Consider the following 17,610-nt stretch of genomic DNA (forward strand, 5'->3'; position numbering starts at 1 on the left):
CTTGCTTACTCGCCCTGCGGCGGATTAGGGATAAACAGTGAAAACACCAAGCCGCGCGGCGCATTGTCCGAAATTTCAATCACCCCACCTGCCTGACGGACATAACGGGACACCACGTACAGTCCGATACCATGTTCGCCTCCTGTGTCGTCCGTAGCCGATGGCGGCTTTGTCGTCACGCCTTGCTCAAAAATTTTCGGGCGTAGCGCCGGCGTCAGGCCGACGCCCTGATCGGCGACTTCTATCAGCAGCTCATCATGGCTGTCCGACAGATAAAACTCGACCGGCTGATGCGGTGCCGGTGCCGCAAGGGTGGCGTCAATGGCGTTATCGATCAGGTTACCGATAATCGACATCAGCTCAGACTCTGTCAACTCCGCAGGCAGGCGGCGAAACTGACAGGCTGGATCGAAACTGAGCTGCACGCCTTTTTCCCGCGCACTGGCATATTTCCCCAACAACAAACCACACAGCGTCGGGGAGGCGAAACGTGTCGAGACAAAATCCAGCACCGCCTGAGCCCCTTCGGACTGTGCCTGAATATAGCCGATCGCCTCGTCGTAGCGCTTCATATGCAGTAAACCTGCCAGCGTTGCCGTCCAGTTAAGTTGTTCGTGGCGCATGATGCGCAGATTATCAGCGTAGCGTTTCACCTGGCTGAGCTGGCTGCTGAGGGTGTTGATATCATTTTTATCGCGAAAGCTAAATACCCAGCCGGTTTGCGTGGCGGGTTCCAGTTCGATACGTACCCGGTTTACTATCACCTGCCGCTGGTTAAAGCGGGTGACTTCATCGTGGCGGTTGGGGGTCGCGCTATCGCTGGTAAAAAATGGGGTATCGGTATGAATCACATCTCGTATGTTTTGGCCGATGAGCGCGGCTTCGGGCTGTGATAACGCCAGCAACTCACGGGCTGCGTGATTTATCGAGATAAGTCGCTGGCGATCATCAATGGCGATCACCCCTTCATAAATGGCTTCCAGCAGCGCTTTTTGCTGGCGAACCAGCAGGGCTATCTCTTTGGGCTCCAGCCAGAACATCTGCTTTTTGAGATTTTTACTGAACAGCCACGAGAAAATAAACAGCAGTACCAACAGCAGCAGGCCGGAGAGCGCCGCCTGCGCCAGTTGCCTGACGGTAATGTCATCGATGTATGACGTGAGATAACCGACCGAGACAATGCCGATCACCTTGTTATGTTCATCCAACACCGGCGCTTTACTGCGTAATGAAATGCCGATGCCGCCCTGACGTACCGAAATGATGGTTTTCCCCGCCAGCACGCCTGCGTTATCCCCGCCGACCATCGGTTTGCCAACGCGATCCGGCGACTCCGAGTGGTACAAATGATTTTCGTGAACGTCACCGACCACAATATAGCTGGCGTCGCTTTTCGCCCTCAGCGGTGCGACTAAACGGGCGATCCCCGCACTGTCATGGGCTGCCACCAATGCAGACAAACCCGGCATCAGGGCAATTTGTGACGCCTGAACCTTGGCGCGGTTGCCGAGATCGTGGTTTAGCTGGCGGTCAATGGTGTGAAAAAGAAATGCACCGAACAGGGCCAGCAATACGCAGGAAAATGCCACCAGAGAGAGAAACAGTTTTATCTGGAATGTAAATCGTAATTTCATTCAGTATGCCAGGGCGGAAGGTGAAGAATAAGCCTAACACGCGTCTTTCACCGGTAACATTCCCCGCAGAGTCAGTTGTGAGCAAAAGCGCATAGACCGCACGGAATGTCGTTAATATCCACACTAACAAAAATGCTAAGCGCGCTATTTACTACAAAGTTGATAAGGATTGCAGCCACCGTAGCATTAACGTCATTAACACCATTACAACCTTTAAATCAGTGGTTTTAATATGAGCAACCTCACAACCCGCCTGCCGGGTGATTTCCTATGCTCATTCTCTGTCGAGTAATTTATAAAGAAGAGAGCCATGCCATGAGCACAACCGATGACACCTATCTGGTTGCTAAAGATCCCAAGACGCAGCCCCTTTCCGCCAAAGAACGCTGGTGGCATATTCTGGATAATTACAAGATAGGGATCATTCCGCTGCCGTTCTTCCTGCTGGCGGGCGTGCTGATTTTGCTTGATTGCCTGAACGGAAAGTTGCCCAGCGATATTGTGGTGATGGTGGCGACGCTGGCGTTCTTTGGCTTCGCATGCGGCGAGTTTGGCAAGCGTTTACCGCTGGTGGGTAAAATGGGGGCGGCGGCCATCTGTGCTACCTTTATCCCGTCTGCGATGGTGCACTACGGTCTGCTACCGGACGTGGTGGTGGATTCCACTATCAAATTCTACAAATCCACCAACATTCTCTACCTGTATATTTGCTGCATTATTGTGGGCAGCATCATGAGCATGAACCGCCAGGTGTTGATCCAGGGCTTTGTGCGTATTTTTGTGCCGATGTTGTGTGGTGAGATTGTCGGCATGTTGGCCGGGCTGGCGATGGGCACGCTGCTGGGTCTGCCGCCGTTCCAGACCTTTTTCTTCCTGATCTTGCCGATCATGGCGGGTGGGGTTGGCGAAGGGGCGATCCCGCTGTCAATGGGTTACGCGACCATTCTGCATATGGAGCAGGGCGTGGCACTCGGGCGTATTTTACCGATCGTCATGCTTGGCAGCCTGACTGCCATTGTGCTGGCGGGTGTACTGAACCAGGTTGGGAAACGCTACCCGCATCTGACCGGCGAAGGCCAACTGATGCCGAGTAAGAAAGGTATGCTTGACCATGGTCTTGAGGTGTTTACCGGTAAGCCTGACGTTAATGCTCTTGCCTGTGGCGCTCTGCTGGCGATCCTGCTGTATATGGTAGGGATGCTAGGTCAACATCTGATTGGCTTGCCCGCACCGGTCGGCATGCTGTTTGCCGCTGTGGTGTTGAAACTGCTCAACGGTGTTTCACCGACCATTCAACAAGGTTCGATGGTGGTGTATAAATTCTTTCGCACTGCCGTGACCTATCCGGTGCTGTTTGCCGTTGGCGTGGCGATCACACCCTGGCAGGAGCTGGTGAACGCTTTCACCGTGCAGAACCTGTGCGTGATCGTCACCACCGTCTGCGCACTGGTCGGCACTGGCTTCTTTGTTGGGAAAAAGATCGGCATGCATCCGATCGACGTTGCCATTGTTTCCTGCTGTCAGAGCGGGCAGGGCGGCACCGGCGATGTGGCGATCCTCACTTCCGGTAACCGCATGACGTTAATGCCGTTTGCGCAAATCGCTACGCGTATCGGTGGCGCTATCAATGTTACCGTCGGTTTGCTGGTACTGGCGAAGTTTTTCTCCTGAACCATAACGCCTCCCTTTCGCCGGAAGGGAGGCGTTTCCCAATAAAAAGGATGAATAGTCCTTTTTTAGACTCGTTGTAGCGTGGTTGTTTTTTATGCTTCAGTTGTTATTTGCGCACTCAACAACGAGTCACCGGCCTGCTGTTTTATGAACGCTTTATTTGTCCGAAGACGCCTGCCAGAGATTCAATTCCCCGTCAGCGACATATTTATCGATCGCCGCCAGCTCGTCTGCGCTGAAACGCAAATTCTCCAGTGATTTCACGTTTTCATCCAGTTGCTCAGGGCGGCTCGCACCAATCAGCACCGAGGTCACACGGTCGTCTTTCAACAACCAGCTCAGCGCCATCTGTGCCATTGTCTGGCCGCGTTGTTGCGCCATTTCATTGAGCAACCGCAGGCTGTTCAGATTGGCGTCGGTGAGCATTTTGGCATTCAGCCCGCGCACTTTATTGCCTTCGGCCTGCATCCTTGAACCGTCCGGAATACCGTTGAGATATTTACCGGTCAGCAGCCCTTGCGCCAGCGGCGTGAACGCGATACAGCCCGCGCCATTTTGTTCCAGCGTATCCAGCAAGCCGCTCTTATCGACCCAGCGGTTCAGCAGATTGTAAGATGGCTGATGGATCAGTAGCGGTACGTTAAGCTCGCGCAATAGCTCCGCCATTTTCTGCGTGCGTTCCGGCGAATAAGACGAAATCCCGACATAGAGCGCTTTGCCGCTTTGTACGGCATAAGCCAGTGCAGAGGCGGTTTCTTCCATCGGTGTCTCTTCATCCACGCGGTGCGAATAGAAAATATCGACGTAATCCAGCCCCATGCGTTGCAGGCTTTGGTCAAGGCTTGCCAGCAGATATTTGCGTGAGCCACCCGCGCCATAAGGCCCCGGCCACATGTCGTACCCGGCTTTGGTGGAGATGATCAGTTCATCGCGATACGGCGAAAAATCCTGACGCAGCAGCTTGCCAAAGTTCTCTTCCGCCGAACCCGGAGGCGGCCCGTAGTTATTGGCCAGATCGAAATGGGTGATCCCCAGATCAAACGCTTTTTGCAGCAAAGCGCGTTGCGACTCCAGCGGGCTGATGTGGCCGAAGCTGTGCCACAGGCCAAGAGAAAGTGCAGGGAGTTTGAGGCCGCTTTGACCGCAGCGGCGAAATTGCATGGTTTCATAGCGGGAGGGCGAAGCAGTGTAGGGCATGATGTCTCCTTTTCTGATGGTGTAGGGTTTTGAAACACTGTTTCTATACTAACGCTCAGAGCAATAAGGGCAACATCGGAATACTCCTCCACCTGCCAGGGGGAGGTTGGGAGGGGGTTTGGCTGGCGACTCTACAGCTACATTCTGGTCTGGTAAAACCCACACCCCATCCCCGCCTTCCCCTCGTGAGAGGGGAAGGAGAAAAGGCCAACCCGCTCACTCGCAAGGGGCTATTTAGAAATCCCAGTCCTCATCTTCCGTATTTACCGCCGTACCAATCACGTATGACGAACCTGAACCCGAGAAGAAGTCGTGGTTTTCGTCGGCGTTTGGCGATAGTGCGGAGAGGATCGCCGGATTGACGTCCGCCATGCTGGCCGGGAACAGGGCTTCGTAGCCGAGATTCATCAGCGCTTTGTTGGCGTTGTAGTGCAGGAATTTCTTCACGTCTTCGCTCCAGCCGACACTGTCGTACAACTCTTCGGTGTAGCGGATCTCGTTGTCGTACAAATCCTGCATCAGATCAAATGCTTGCTCTTTGATTTGACGCTGCCGCTCTTCGCTTTCCAGCGCCAGCGCTCTCTGGAATTTATACCCGATGTAGTAGCCGTGAACGGCCTCATCGCGGATGATCAAACGGATCAGATCGGCGGTGTTGGTCAGCTTGGCGCGGCTTGACCAGTACATCGGCAGATAAAAGCCGGAGTAGAACAGGAAGGATTCGAGGAACACGCTGGCGACTTTCTTCATCAGCGGATCTTCGCCGTCATAATAAGAAAGAATGATTGCCGCTTTGTTTTGCAGTGCGACGTTCTCTTCGCTCCAGCGATAGGCTTCATCTACGTCCACGGTGGCACACAGCGTTGAGAAGATCGAGCTGTACGAACGTGCATGTACTGCTTCCATAAAGCAGATGTTCGAGTAAACAGCTTCCTCATGTTGCGTCACTGCGTCTCTCATCAGCGTCGGCGCCCCCACGACATTCTGGACGGTATCGAGCAGCGTCAGACCGGTAAACACGCGGATGGTCAACTGCTTTTCCTGCGCGCTCAGGGTCGCCCACGATGGGATATCGTTCGACAGCGGCACCTTTTCCGGCAGCCAGAAGTTGGAGGTCAGGCGATTCCACACCTCCAGATCTTTATCGTCCTGAAGCTTGTTCCAGTTAATGGCTTTGCTGACCGGTTGTGAAATCAACAATTGTTTTACGGTGCTCATCATTCAGTCCTTTCAGTCGGTTACAGCGTGCAAGACACGCAGCCCTGAACTTCGGTGCCTGCCAGCGCCATCTGACGAAGGCGGATGTAATAGATGGTTTTGATGCCCTTACGCCAGGCGTAAATCTGCGCTTTATTGATATCGCGCGTGGTGGCGGTATCGCGGAAGAACAGCGTCAGAGACAAGCCCTGATCGACGTGCTGTGTCGCTTCTGCGTAGGTATCAATAATCTTTTCCGGACCGATTTCGTAGGCATCCTGGTAGTAATCCAGATTGTCATTGGTCATAAAGGCCGCCGGATAATAAACCCGACCGATTTTGCCTTCTTTGCGGATCTCCACGCGGGAGACAATCGGGTGAATACTCGACGTAGAATTATTGATGTACGAAATAGAACCGGTCGGTGGCACTGCCTGTAAGTTCTGGTTATACAGACCGTGCTGCATCACGGAAGTTTTCAGTGCTGCCCAGTCCGCCGTGGTGGGGATGGCAATCCCGGCTCCGGCAAACATCTCACGAACGTGTTCGGTTTTCGGCTGCCATTTCTCTGCCTGCGCTTCATCAGCGTATTTATCAAAATACGATCCGCTGGCGTAGGTTGAATCGGCAAAGCCTTTGAAGGATTGCTGGCGCTCGATGGCGATCTGGTTCGAGGCGCGGATAGCGTGAAACGCCACGGTACAGAAATAAATATTGGTGAAATCCAGACCCTCCTCAGAACCGTAATAAATGCGCTCACGGCACAGGTAACCGTGCAGGTTCATCTGGCCGAGGCCGATGGCGTGCGAATCCTGATTGCCCTGATCGATAGACGGCACCGAGCGGATGTGGCTCATGTCAGACACCGCCGTCAGCGCGCGTACCGCCATTTCCACCGTGTTACCGAAGTCGGGGGAGTCCATCGCCGAGGCGATATTCAGCGAACCGAGATTGCAGGAGATATCTTTGCCGACCTGTTGATACGACAAATCTTCGCCGTAAACCGTGGGTGAGTTCACCTGCAAAATCTCCGAACACAGGTTGCTCATATTAATCCGACCTTTGATCGGATTGGCGCGGTTGACCGTGTCTTCAAACATCATGTAAGGATAGCCAGATTCGAACTGAATCTCCGCCAGCACCTGGAAGAACTCACGCGCGTTAATTTTGCTTTTGTGAATGCGTTTGTCATTCACCATCTCGCGGTATTTCTCGGTGATACTGATTTCAGACATCGGCACGCCGTAGACTTTTTCGACGTGGTAAGGCGAGAACAGGTACATGTCTTCGTTGTTCTTCGCCAGCTCGAAGGTGATATCCGGGATCACCACGCCGAGTGACAGCGTTTTGATGCGGATCTTCTCGTCGGCGTTTTCGCGCTTGGTATCGAGGAAACGCAGAATGTCGGGGTGATGCGCGTTCAGATACACCGCGCCCGCGCCCTGACGCGCACCGAGCTGGTTGGCGTAAGAGAACGCATCTTCCAGCATCTTCATAATCGGTATCACGCCGGAGGACTGGTTTTCGATGCGCTTAATCGGTGCGCCCACTTCACGGATATTGGTCAGCATAAATGCCACGCCGCCCCCGCGTTTGGAGAGTTGTAGCGCCGAGTTCACCGAGCGGCCAATCGACTCCATATTATCTTCGATACGCAGCAGGAAGCAGGAGACCAGCTCGCCGCGCTGCTTCTTGCCGCAGTTGAGGAAGGTCGGCGTCGCAGGTTGGAAGCGGCCGGAAATGATCTCATCGACAAAGTGACCCGCGAGTTTGATGTCACCGCGCGCCAGCGTCAGCGCCACCATACACACGCGATCTTCGTAGCGCTCAAGATAGCGTTTACCATCGAAGGTTTTCAGCGTGTAGCTGGTGTAATACTTGAATGCACCCAGGAAAGTCTGGAAGCGGAATTTTTTGGCATATGCCTGTTTGAATAACGCTTTGATATCGTCGAAAGCGTATTGATTCAGCACGCTGTCGTCGTAATAACCTTCCTCCACCAGATAGCGCAGTTTTTCCGCCAGATTATGGAAAAACACCGTGTTCTGGTTCACGTGCTGAAGGAAATACTGACGTGCGGCCAGCCGATCTTTGTCGAATTGGATGCGGCCGTCGGCATCGAACAGATTCAACATGGCGTTGAGCGCGTGATAGTCCGGGCTGGAGGTACCCGCCTCGGTGAGATTCAGTTCTGTCGTTGCCAAAATTCAGTAACTCCGTGTGTGATCTTTGCGACGTCTTCCGGCGTACCCAGCAATTCAAAGCGGTACAGGTAAGGTACCTGGCATTTTTGGGCGATGATGTCACCGGCAATGCAATACGCTGCGCCGAAATTGGTATTCCCAGCGGCGATAACACCGCGGATGAGTGAACGGTTATGTTCATCGTTCAGAAAACGGATCACCTGCGTCGGTACCGCGCCTTTGGCGGACCCGCCGCCGTAGCTCGGCACCACCAAAATATAGGGTGAGGTGACGTGCAATTTTTCAGGCTGACGGTCAATCGGGATGCGGATCGCCGGCAATCCGGTTCTGCCGACGAAGCGATGGGTGTTTTCTGAGCTGCTGGAGAAATAGACCAACGGATTCATCCGTCGATCCTCAGAACGCGTTCTGGCGCTGTTGCAGCGCGCTGATTTTGTCTGGTCTGAAACCCGACCAGTGATCGTCCCCGGCGACAATCACCGGCACCTGCTGATACCCCATGGCGCGAACCTGACCCAGCGCTGCGGCATCTTCGGTCAAATCGATAACTTCATAAGCGATACCGTGTTTATCTAAGGCGCGGTAGGTCGCGTTGCACTGGACACAGTCAGGCTTACTGTAAATAGTAATACTCATGATTCGTATTTCCATCTGTAAATAAATCAGAGACGGTTTTGCCCGGTTGCTGTGGCGATGGCTTCAGCACATAAGGGGGCGACGAGTACCGGTACCCTTGTGGCGTCCGATGAGTTAAATACTAGATGTGGTGATTTAAATTATCAACCATACAATATGTAGATATTTCAAATTTTCTTATTGCAAATGCGGCAAAGCCCGCAGTCAGCGGGCTGTAGGGCAAAAACTTTTTTTCGTTTAATTAATGAGCGCTAAACTTACTGGCGCATACCAACGGCCAAGCGGTTAAATGCATTCATCAGACTGATAGCGAAGGTCAGATCGGAGATTTCCACATCGCTGAACTGCGCTTTCAGCGGCTCATAAATGCTGTCCGGTGCGCCGGTTGCCGCAATCAGAGTGACTGATTCAGCCCATGCCAGCGCCGCGCGTTCGCGTTCAGAATAAGCATGGCTGACCTGCCATCCCGCCAACTGATCCAGTTTGGTTTGGGCAACGTCCATTTTGCGCAATGATTTTGAGTGCATATCCAGACAGTAGGCACAGCCGTTAATTTGCGAAACGCGCAGGAACACCAGTTCGATGATTACGTTATCCAGCGGCCCGTTTTCCAGCACCATCAGTGCTTTTCTCATCGGTTCAATCACGGAAGCGGACAGTGAATAATAGGGCAGGCGAAGTGTTGGCATCTTAAAAATCCCGGTAGAAAGAGGGACGCCCGGCGCGTCTCAATGAGTGCTAATCTACGCTGCATATGGTCTATACTATAGGACCATAAAATGCCTATTTAAGCAGGTCATAATGAGTCGCTTTCCTCTTTCCTTTCACCTCGATCCGCAGCAGAAAGTGCCGTTGTACCGGCAAATCTATCAGCGGGTGAAACAGGCGATCATGGAAGGGCAACTGAAGCGTGGCAGCCGCGTTCCTTCAGTGCGGGCGTTGGCCAGCGAACTCGGCGTGGCACGCGCCACCGTTGAAAATGCCTATGGACTGCTGACGGCAGAAGGTTTTCTGCAAAGCCGCGGGCAGGCGGGAACGGTCGTCAGCGCGCCGGACAGTTTATCGGCGCTATCACCGTTGCCGGTTAGCGCAACGAAAGTGCATAAGCCTGTCAATCCCATGTTGCCCTCTGTTTCCTCACTGCCTTTCCAGCTCGGTTTGCCCGCGCTGGACGCTTTTCCCCGCGCTATATGGTCGCGCATTGTGTCGCGGCAAATTCGTCATACCGGCATCAACGATTTGGGCCATCCACCGCTGAGCGGCGTTGATGCGCTGCGTCATTCGGTTGCCCGCTACTTGCAACTTTCCCGTGGTTTCATCTGCCGCCCCGAACAGATTTTTATCTGCGGCGGCTATGCGCAGGTTCTGGACCTCATCATCGGCCGCCTGTTACAGCCGGGCGACGGCGTGTGGCTGGAAGATCCGGGGTATCCGGTCACGCAGTCGTTTTTCCGCGCAGCGGGCGCTGTGCCAATGGCGGTGAAGGTCGATGATGAAGGAATGAACGTTCCGCAGGCAGTCGTTCAACATCCGCATGCGCGTTTTGCGGTGGTGACGCCTGCGCATCAAAGCCCGACCGGCGTGACCATGAGCCTGTCTCGCCGGATGGCGTTGCTTGACTGGGCTGAAAAACAGCAGGCGTGGATCATCGAAGACGATTACGACAGTGAATTTCGCTATCACGGCCAGCCCCTGCCTTCACTGAAAAGCCTGGATACCCAAGGTCGTGTTATTTACGCCGGAACGTTCAGCAAAGTGATGTTCCCGGCGCTGCGTTGTGGGTACGTGGTGGTGCCGGAAAGTCTGGTGGATACAATCGAGGATTATTGCGCGCTGCGAATTTGCGGCACGCCGCCTTTACTGCAATACAGCATCGCGGAGTTTATCGAGCAGGGGCATTTTTACCGGCATCTGAAACGTATGCGTCAACTTTACACAGAGCGGCGCAGCTATCTCGACATGGCATTGAAGGCGGCTTTTCCTGCGGAGGTGCTGCGGGTTAATCATCAGATTGGCGGGATCCAGCTGTGTGCCACGCTGAACCCGTCGCTGGATGATGCGTTGATCGCCCAGTTGGCGCGTGAAAAGGGGATGGCGATACAAGCGCTGTCGGACTGGCAGGTATTACGCCGTGAACCGGGTGATGCGCTGCGGCCAAACGGCCTGTTGATGGGCTTTCCGAATATAGTTTCGGAGGAACAGGCGAAGCATTTATGTCATCGCTTGGGGGATATCTTCGGTGAATCACCGGTCGTCGGATCAAAACCATAGAAAACGGGGCCAAATGGCCCCGTCGTCAAAGCGGAATAATGAGGGAAGGAAAGTTCCGCTTAGGTGCTGGTACCCGACACAGGAAAATAGCACCTTAATTAATTGCAAGAACGCGTTAACGACGTCCCAGCAGCACGCCGAGTACGATACCGACGGCGGCACCGACACCAACCCCATGCCACGGATTGTCTTTCACGTAGTTAGTGGCTTGGTCTGCGGCATCGCGGGCATGCTGTGTAATGCTTCCCGAATTATTGAAACGGGCGCGGGCATCGCGCAATACGCCTTGCGCTTTGCCACGAATTTTTTCCAGCTCATCTTTGGTCTTGGCACCCGATGACTGAAGCACCTCATCAAGGGTATCGGCCAGCAGAGTTACATCCTGATCAATGTCACGTTCGACTTTTTCTGATTTCTTAAACATTTGCCTCTCCTTGTTTGAACTGTGTTTCAAGCATAGCCCAAAATATTGTGAAGCGATGCGCTTCAGTCAAAACGTCGGTGATTTTAGCCCTTATTAGTCGTTGTGACTGTCAGGCCAACTCAGACGCGGCGCGGGTTTGCGTGACGGAGATCAGATTTTTCTGTAAGTGTGTACAGATTTGCAGGTAACCCCCTTTCTGGCGGTGAAAGCGGTAAACAGGCACCACGGTCATAGTGACTGACGCAGCGCCGATATAAAATTCAACCGTGTTCTGGTGATCTTAAGAGGTGAGCTCTGCTGTGGGCACATGTAAAGGCACATAGTGCATAACAGCGGAGAATTTATCTTATCTGGGTTAGATAATTCTTAAATATGTTAAATCGAAGCATAAAGACGTTATTCGCAGGTTTGAATACGTTAAGGTCCCCTGCGGTTAAAGAAGCGAGGAGCAACCATGTATTTACGGCCAGATGAAGTAGCGCGTGTATTAGAAAATTCAGGATTTGAGCGCGATTTTGTTGATGATAGAGCTTACGGCTATTGCCGGGGCGAGCATTACGTTTATGTGAACCGGGAAGCGCGGTTTGGTCGGACTGCCCTGGTTATTCACCCGGCGCTGAAAGAGCGCAGTGAGCGTTTTGCCCATCCAACAGCCTCATGTCGCAGCAGCCGGGTTTACACCCGTTTCCCGCTGGATGTCGCCAGTGATAACGAAGCCTATTACGGCATATGTCACGGTTTTAGCTCACGCCAGATCCTGGCCAGCTATCTTGAGAACGTCTTCCGGTAAAATACAAACAGCGTTGAGCCTTCAGCGCTGTTCTTCTTATTTCCTGCGTTTTCTACTTCAACGGTAAAAGTATATCTGCTTGTTGCGCATGTTCGGGCAGTTCTTCATTGAGTCTCAGATAGCGGAAATAAACCGGGAAATCTCGCAACTCTTCACCACTTTGCGGCAACCACTGACGATACAAGTAGTATACGCTTTCGCTTATACGATCGTAGGAACCCACATGTCGTACTACGGCGCAACGTCCGCCCGGTAGGGTTTTGCTGATAACGCCTTGTGGATTCGTGGGGACCTTACCTTTAGCTTCTGTACTCAACTCGCCACAAATATCAAAGCGAAAATCATCACCCTGCGTGGTTAACGGATCATTGTAAGGCACGCCGTAGCTGCCATAGGTCGCGTAATCTGATAGCCCTGAAGCTTTGCGCCATTCGATAAACTTTGCCACTGAATTATTCACCCGCATTGGTTCACCGTGATGCTCGAGTACAGCGACCTGAATAGGTTCAACACAAATAATTTTCACGTCCATATTTTCCATCCTCTTCTGATGCTCTCTGCCGGGAAACTGGAAATGCCTATGCCAGTCAACCCAGACGGGCGTTTTGCGAAATTCTCTGGGGGTCAGGCCAAAGGTATGCTTGAAGGCTCTGGAAAATGACTCGGGATTTTCAAACCCGGCATCTAACGCAATATCGATAATCTTTGCTGGCGATGGTTGAACCAAGCGATACGAGGCGCGTTTTAAACGCATCAGCGTTATGTAACGGCTGACGCTCACACCACAGTATTGGCTGAATTGACGATGGAAGTGAAACCGTGAGAAACACGCCACTTCACTAAGCTGTTCAACGGTCAGCGTGCGGTCGAGATGTTTTTCTATATAGGCAAACACCTGTTCAAAACGCTGGACATAGAGATCAATTTTGTCGTTATTCATTTTCCCTCTCTTCAAGGTCTCCACTATGCCTTCAGCATGGGCTGATTTCCTGACTGAGATTGCTCTTCGTCGAGCGAAAAAGAAAATGGCCCAAACAGGGCCATTTTCAGTCTAATGCGCTCATCGTGATGCAAACTCAGACCAGATGGATCTGGTTATAGGTTTCGTTGTACTGGCGGCGGAACTGGGCCAGCTCGAAAGGCTCTATATCCAGCCCGGCAAAATAGAACAGCGCCAGTTCGGCATGTTCGCTGGTGAGCTGCGGCGAAAGATGCGCACGGAGCAAAACGTCACGCCACTTGACGACATTTTCGTCAGACGCATCTTTAATGAAAGTGTGATAGATAAACACAATATAGGCGGCTTTGCGGATCTCTTCAGCGTAGCCTCCGCTAATTGAGTGGATAAACATCCGGCTTTGGCGTTCACCCATTTCCAGCAGCATCGAATCAATATACATCGGCTTAATTTTCAACAGACTGGCCAGGGAATCATTGGCCTTACGGGTGTCTGCGGTCATGAACCAATAGCCTACGATGAAAACCACAACAATTGCTGCAAACATAATCCATATCATTCTGGACGTTGGCCTCCGGCCTAATCTGGTGTGATGGGAAAGGTGCGCACGACACCCGATGCGCCGAGTTTATAGGGTTATCACCTGAAAAGCCTAAGGTGAAAGGAATAGAATTTGCCCTCCGGCACGATCGCAGGGCGCGAAGTGGGATCCATCTATCAAACTAGTGAGCCGGTGTCTGCTGGCAAAGATACTCATAGATCCCATGCGTGTCGGTGTGCGAACACAAGCGGGTGCCGATATTCAGCGTGGCCGCGCTGCCAGCCGCCACGCCATAACGCACGATATCCAGCAGGTCTGCGCCAGCGGCCAGCTTCAGCGTCATCGCGCCGACCATGCTGTCACCTGCGCCCACGGTGCTCATTTTCTTCACCGGCGGTGGGGTTACCTGGAACCAGTGTTCAGCATCAACTGCCAGTGCACCTTGTGGGCCGAGAGAGACGACCACGCGTTGAGCGCCGCCTTCACGAATGATCTGTCGCGCAGCATTGAGCACGTCGTCCGGTTTTTCCAGCGGATGGCCGACCAGCTGCGCCAGCTCATTCTGGTTAGGTTTGACCAGCGCCAGCCCGCCCAGTTTTAGTCCGCCAACCAGCGCATCGCCAGAGCTGTCAAGAACACAGTGCAGCCCAGCCAGTTGCGCTTTATGCAGCAATTCGGTGAGTGCGGCCACTTCTGTGCCCGGCGGTAAACTGCCGCTGACCACCAGAATGGACCCGGCAGGAAGCTGTGTCACTTTGGCGCTCAGCGCGCCAAACTCTTCACCACTGAGCTTCGCGCCTGGCATAACAAAGCGGTACTGCTCGCCGGTATTCTGAGTGTGCACGTGCAAGTTCTGTCGTGTCCAGTCAAGGGTTTCCAGCGTCTCGGTAATGATGCCTTCCTGCTCCAGTAACTGCGCCAGATGAGCACCAGTCGGCCCGCCAATCGGAAATAATGCTGTCGCTTTGCCACCAAGATGCACGATGGCGCGCGCCACGTTGATGCCTCCACCACCGGGTTCAAATACCGGTGCGGTACAGCGCAATTTCCCTTCAGGGTAAATTTTCGGCGTGATCGTAGCGCTGTCGAGTGAAGGTGCAAGCGTCAGCGTGACAATGCGTGTTTCAGCGTTCTGAACCATGGGAGGGTCCTCAGAGAGTAAGTGATATCTCCAGCCTAGCACCTGACGAAATCAGCGGTTTATTTGTTCATCATTTAAGCGGTCCAGATCAAATCAGCAGATGTCACTGTAGCGTCTGGGTGATAGGGTAAAACGGCGGATTTATTGGACGGACGTAAGGAGATAGCATGGCCAGAAATATTGAGATAAAAGCCAGAATTGATGACTTTTCAGCGATGTACGAAAAAATCGGCATACTGTCCGACGGACTACCCGAGCTTATCGATCAGGATGATACATTCTTCATCTGCCCGCATGGCCGCCTTAAACTGCGGATGCTGGCAGTCGATCGCGGTGAACTGATCTTTTATCAGCGCCCGGATCAGGCCGGCCCCAAACCCAGTTTCTATACGCTGACTGAAACTGCCGATCCCGAGGGTTTACGCCACACATTGACGCTCGCCTATGGCGCCGCCGGCCGGGTTATCAAGCAGCGTGCTCTGTTTATGCTCGGCCAAACACGTTTGCACCTTGACCGGGTGAAGGGGCTGGGAGATTACCTGGAATTTGAAGTCGTGCTGGACGAGCACCAAACCCTGGAGCAGGGCATTGCCATTGCCGAAGATCTGCTGGAAAAGTTGCACATAGACCGTCAGGCATTAATCGATCAAGCCTATGTGGATTTACTTAATGCGAAAGGGAAGCGTTCCTCTTCAGACTAATCCCCGCTCCACCACTGCACCAGCGACGGACCGGGGGCGAGATCGTAATGCTCTTCGCCGAGCAGATGATTGAGGATCTTGGCGGAGCGCCAGGCGGTTAGCGTCAGTTGCCCCTCGGCGCTGCCATGGCTGTGGATCCCTGCGTTGACCGCGTAAATGCGGTTATTCGCCGGGCCTTCCCACTCCAGATTGAAGTTCGGTCGCAGAGGCAGATGCTGCTCGCGGTCGTAGGGGATTCGGTCCAGTAGCGGCTCCAGATAATCCGGCAAGCCGGGACGGTAGCCGGTTGCCAGAACCACAATATCAGCCTCGAAATGCTCTTGGCGATTATCCAGCCCGTGCAGGGCCTGCAACCGGAAGCTGCCGTCAGTTTCCTGGATGATATTGTCCAGCGCCCGGTGGGGTAATAAACGCACATTGCGCGGTTGATGCAACACGTCAAAGCGGTGGTAGAGCTGCTTATAAATAGCTTCCAGCGTGTGGTAGCTGATGCCATCGGAAGGCAGTTTTTGGGTTTTAATTTCCCGTTCGCGGATTTCGTCCGGCAGAGTATAGAAATAATTTACGTACTCAGGTGTGAAATACTCGTTGGTAAAAATTGACTCATCCAGCGGCTGGAAGTTTGGCCTGCGTGACAGCCAGCTCAGCCCTGCGAATTCTCCCCAGTGATTATTTAGCGCGTTAAGAATAATGTCCGCGCCGCTCTGGCCGCCGCCGACCACCATAACGCGTTTACCCGTAAAGTCCGGGTCACGCAGCTCCATTTCCGATGCGTGAAAACAGTGTTTACCTATGGCGGAACGGGCTGATTTAGGTACCCAGGGCGCATGGCCAGTGCCAAGGCAAATATTGCGCGCCCGGTGTTCGCCTTCCGGGGTATGCACGACGAACTCCTGCTTTGCGTCATCAAAATCTATCGTATCCACCGGCTGTGAGAAGTGCAGGCGATCAATGCGTTCACAGGCCCAGCGTAGATAATCGGAAAACTCGTCACGGCTGATAATGAGCTGCTCGGTGGCCAGAAAACGATAAATCTTCTTCTGTTCGACCAGGTAATTGATAAACGAAAATTCGCTGCGTGGGGCTATCGTAGTGACCAGATCTTGTAAGACATAAGTCTGCATGGTAGCAGTGGGTAACAGCATACCAGGATGCCAGCTGAACTCTTTGTTTGCGTCGAAAAAGGCACTCTCAATTTTTCCAGTATCCTTCGCCATCGCGGCCAGGCTCAGGTTAAACGGACCAATGCCTACACCAATCAAATCTACTGCCGACATGATTTAAATTCCTATTCTCGTTATGATTTCTTAATCATAGAACAACACTTTAAAAGCGAATTTTAAATAGGATCTTTCATGACACAAACGCGCCGTTTTAAACAAGTTGATGTCTTCTCGTCCGTACCCCTCAAAGGAAATCCGCTGGCGGTTATCTTTGATGCTGACTCACTCAGTGATCAGCAGATGAGCGCCATGGCACGCTGGACCAATCTTTCTGAAACCACTTTTGTCCTGACGCCAACGGACCCGACGGCAGACTACCGTGTGCGTATTTTTACGCCGGATACCGAATTCCCGTTTGCCGGACACCCAACGCTTGGGACTGCGCATGCGTTATTGGAAGCCGGTTTACAGCCCAAACAGCCGGGGTTTCTTATTCAACAGTGCGGCGTCGGTCTGGTGCCAGTCAAAATGCTCGACGCCGGCGGGCTGGCATTCTGTGCGCCTCAGGCGGAAATCACACCGCTGGACGATGCGCATCGGTCGTTGCTTGCCGCAGCGCTGGGGGGCGGGAAAATTCAGTCCGACGTGATGCCGTTGGCAGTTAACATGGGCATCCGTTGGCTGGTGGTGCGCATGAAAAGTGCACAGGCCTGTCTGGATGTTGTCTCAAGTGCCGAGGCAATTGAACAGTTGCAGCGGCTTTGTGGCGTCAACGGTGTGGCAATTTTCGGCCTGCATGCGCCGGGCGGCCCGGCGGATTACGAAGTGCGTGCGCTACTGGTCGAACAGGGTGTGCTGACTGAAGATCCTGTTACTGGCAGTGCCAATGCCTGTCTGGCGCGGGTGCTGAAAATGCAGGGTTTCCCCGATGGCGAAAAAACCGAAGAGGGTTATCAGGTGCGTCAGGGAACCTTGCGCCAGCGCGAAGGCCGTGTGGCGGTAGAGTATATCGACGGTGAGCCGTGGATTGGTGGTCATACCTGCACGTTGATCGATGGAACCTTGACGCTGTAGCGATCGGT

At 53.2% G+C, this 17,610-nt stretch carries 17 protein-coding genes; 5 read left to right on the forward strand and 12 right to left on the reverse strand.

What is annotated here, in order from left to right; genetic code table 11:
• Positions 1-5: 5 nt before the first annotated feature.
• Positions 6-1,634, reverse strand: coding sequence for an ATP-binding protein (locus ACMV8I_RS19990; RefSeq protein ID WP_498866934.1), 1,629 nt, complete (start codon positions 1,632-1,634; stop codon positions 6-8).
• A 315-nt stretch (positions 1,635-1,949) separates the two neighbouring features.
• Here ACMV8I_RS19990 and ACMV8I_RS19995 point away from each other — a divergent pair, with 315 nt between their 5' ends.
• The gene (locus ACMV8I_RS19995) at positions 1,950-3,305 is read left to right on the forward strand and encodes a 2-hydroxycarboxylate transporter family protein (protein ID WP_498866935.1); all 1,356 of its coding nucleotides are present in this window, start codon (positions 1,950-1,952) and stop codon (positions 3,303-3,305) included.
• A gap of 156 nt (positions 3,306-3,461) precedes the next feature.
• Here ACMV8I_RS19995 and mgrA read toward each other — a convergent pair whose 3' ends face one another.
• The 6 genes from mgrA to ACMV8I_RS20025 form a co-directional block, all read right to left on the reverse strand.
• The gene (mgrA, locus tag ACMV8I_RS20000) at positions 3,462-4,502 is read right to left on the reverse strand and encodes an L-glyceraldehyde 3-phosphate reductase (protein WP_498866936.1); all 1,041 of its coding nucleotides are present in this window, start codon (positions 4,500-4,502) and stop codon (positions 3,462-3,464) included.
• A gap of 234 nt (positions 4,503-4,736) precedes the next feature.
• On the reverse strand, positions 4,737-5,720 hold the full coding sequence (gene nrdF / locus ACMV8I_RS20005) for a class 1b ribonucleoside-diphosphate reductase subunit beta (protein WP_498866937.1): 984 nt from the start codon (positions 5,718-5,720) through the stop codon (positions 4,737-4,739).
• A 20-nt stretch (positions 5,721-5,740) separates the two neighbouring features.
• Positions 5,741-7,903 (reverse strand): class 1b ribonucleoside-diphosphate reductase subunit alpha, encoded by a 2,163-nt coding sequence (gene nrdE, locus ACMV8I_RS20010; RefSeq protein WP_498866938.1) that lies wholly within the window; start codon positions 7,901-7,903, stop codon positions 5,741-5,743.
• Positions 7,885-8,289, reverse strand: a complete 405-nt coding sequence (gene nrdI, locus ACMV8I_RS20015; RefSeq protein ID WP_498866939.1) for a class Ib ribonucleoside-diphosphate reductase assembly flavoprotein NrdI — start codon at positions 8,287-8,289, stop codon at positions 7,885-7,887. Before nrdI ends, nrdE begins: the two co-directional genes overlap by 19 nt.
• A gap of 10 nt (positions 8,290-8,299) precedes the next feature.
• Positions 8,300-8,539, reverse strand: coding sequence for a glutaredoxin-like protein NrdH (nrdH, locus tag ACMV8I_RS20020; protein ID WP_498866940.1), 240 nt, complete (start codon positions 8,537-8,539; stop codon positions 8,300-8,302).
• A gap of 257 nt (positions 8,540-8,796) precedes the next feature.
• The gene (locus ACMV8I_RS20025; RefSeq protein WP_498866941.1) at positions 8,797-9,228 is read right to left on the reverse strand and encodes a carboxymuconolactone decarboxylase family protein; all 432 of its coding nucleotides are present in this window, start codon (positions 9,226-9,228) and stop codon (positions 8,797-8,799) included.
• 112 nt (positions 9,229-9,340) lie between these two features.
• Here ACMV8I_RS20025 and pdxR point away from each other — a divergent pair, with 112 nt between their 5' ends.
• Entirely contained in the window at positions 9,341-10,810 is a 1,470-nt protein-coding gene (gene pdxR, locus ACMV8I_RS20030) for a MocR-like pyridoxine biosynthesis transcription factor PdxR (RefSeq protein WP_498866942.1), read from the forward strand.
• A 115-nt stretch (positions 10,811-10,925) separates the two neighbouring features.
• On the opposite strand, the gene ACMV8I_RS20035 is transcribed toward pdxR, so the two are convergent.
• A complete protein-coding gene (locus ACMV8I_RS20035) occupies positions 10,926-11,234 on the reverse strand; it encodes an ElaB/YgaM/YqjD family protein (protein WP_498866943.1) in 309 nt (102 codons plus the stop codon).
• 454 nt (positions 11,235-11,688) lie between these two features.
• Here ACMV8I_RS20035 and ACMV8I_RS20040 point away from each other — a divergent pair, with 454 nt between their 5' ends.
• Positions 11,689-12,024, forward strand: a complete 336-nt coding sequence (locus tag ACMV8I_RS20040) for a DUF2002 family protein (RefSeq protein ID WP_498866944.1) — start codon at positions 11,689-11,691, stop codon at positions 12,022-12,024.
• A gap of 52 nt (positions 12,025-12,076) precedes the next feature.
• Here ACMV8I_RS20040 and ACMV8I_RS20045 read toward each other — a convergent pair whose 3' ends face one another.
• The 3 genes from ACMV8I_RS20045 to pfkB all read right to left on the reverse strand — a co-directional run bounded on the left by ACMV8I_RS20045 (position 12,077) and on the right by pfkB (position 14,664).
• On the reverse strand, positions 12,077-12,964 hold the full coding sequence (locus ACMV8I_RS20045; protein ID WP_498866945.1) for an AraC family transcriptional regulator: 888 nt from the start codon (positions 12,962-12,964) through the stop codon (positions 12,077-12,079).
• A 136-nt stretch (positions 12,965-13,100) separates the two neighbouring features.
• Entirely contained in the window at positions 13,101-13,541 is a 441-nt protein-coding gene (locus ACMV8I_RS20050; protein WP_498866946.1) for a DUF1198 family protein, read from the reverse strand.
• A gap of 163 nt (positions 13,542-13,704) precedes the next feature.
• Positions 13,705-14,664: a 6-phosphofructokinase II gene (gene pfkB / locus ACMV8I_RS20055; RefSeq protein WP_498866947.1), complete on the reverse strand. Its 960-nt coding sequence runs from the start codon at positions 14,662-14,664 to the stop codon at positions 13,705-13,707.
• Between the two features lie 167 nt (positions 14,665-14,831).
• On the opposite strand from pfkB, the gene ACMV8I_RS20060 reads away from it, so the two are divergent.
• On the forward strand, positions 14,832-15,365 hold the full coding sequence (locus ACMV8I_RS20060) for a class IV adenylate cyclase (RefSeq protein ID WP_498866948.1): 534 nt from the start codon (positions 14,832-14,834) through the stop codon (positions 15,363-15,365).
• On the opposite strand, the gene ACMV8I_RS20065 is transcribed toward ACMV8I_RS20060, so the two are convergent.
• Positions 15,362-16,642 (reverse strand): lysine N(6)-hydroxylase/L-ornithine N(5)-oxygenase family protein, encoded by a 1,281-nt coding sequence (locus tag ACMV8I_RS20065; RefSeq protein ID WP_498866949.1) that lies wholly within the window; start codon positions 16,640-16,642, stop codon positions 15,362-15,364. The genes ACMV8I_RS20060 and ACMV8I_RS20065 overlap by 4 nt on opposite strands.
• A 78-nt stretch (positions 16,643-16,720) precedes the next feature.
• On the opposite strand from ACMV8I_RS20065, the gene ACMV8I_RS20070 reads away from it, so the two are divergent.
• Positions 16,721-17,602, forward strand: a complete 882-nt coding sequence (locus tag ACMV8I_RS20070; protein WP_498866950.1) for a PhzF family phenazine biosynthesis protein — start codon at positions 16,721-16,723, stop codon at positions 17,600-17,602.
• Positions 17,603-17,610 lie beyond the last annotated feature (8 nt).

Origin of the sequence: Ewingella sp. S1.OA.A_B6, assembly GCF_049889095.1 — a bacterium.
GTDB lineage: Bacteria > Pseudomonadota > Gammaproteobacteria > Enterobacterales > Enterobacteriaceae > Ewingella.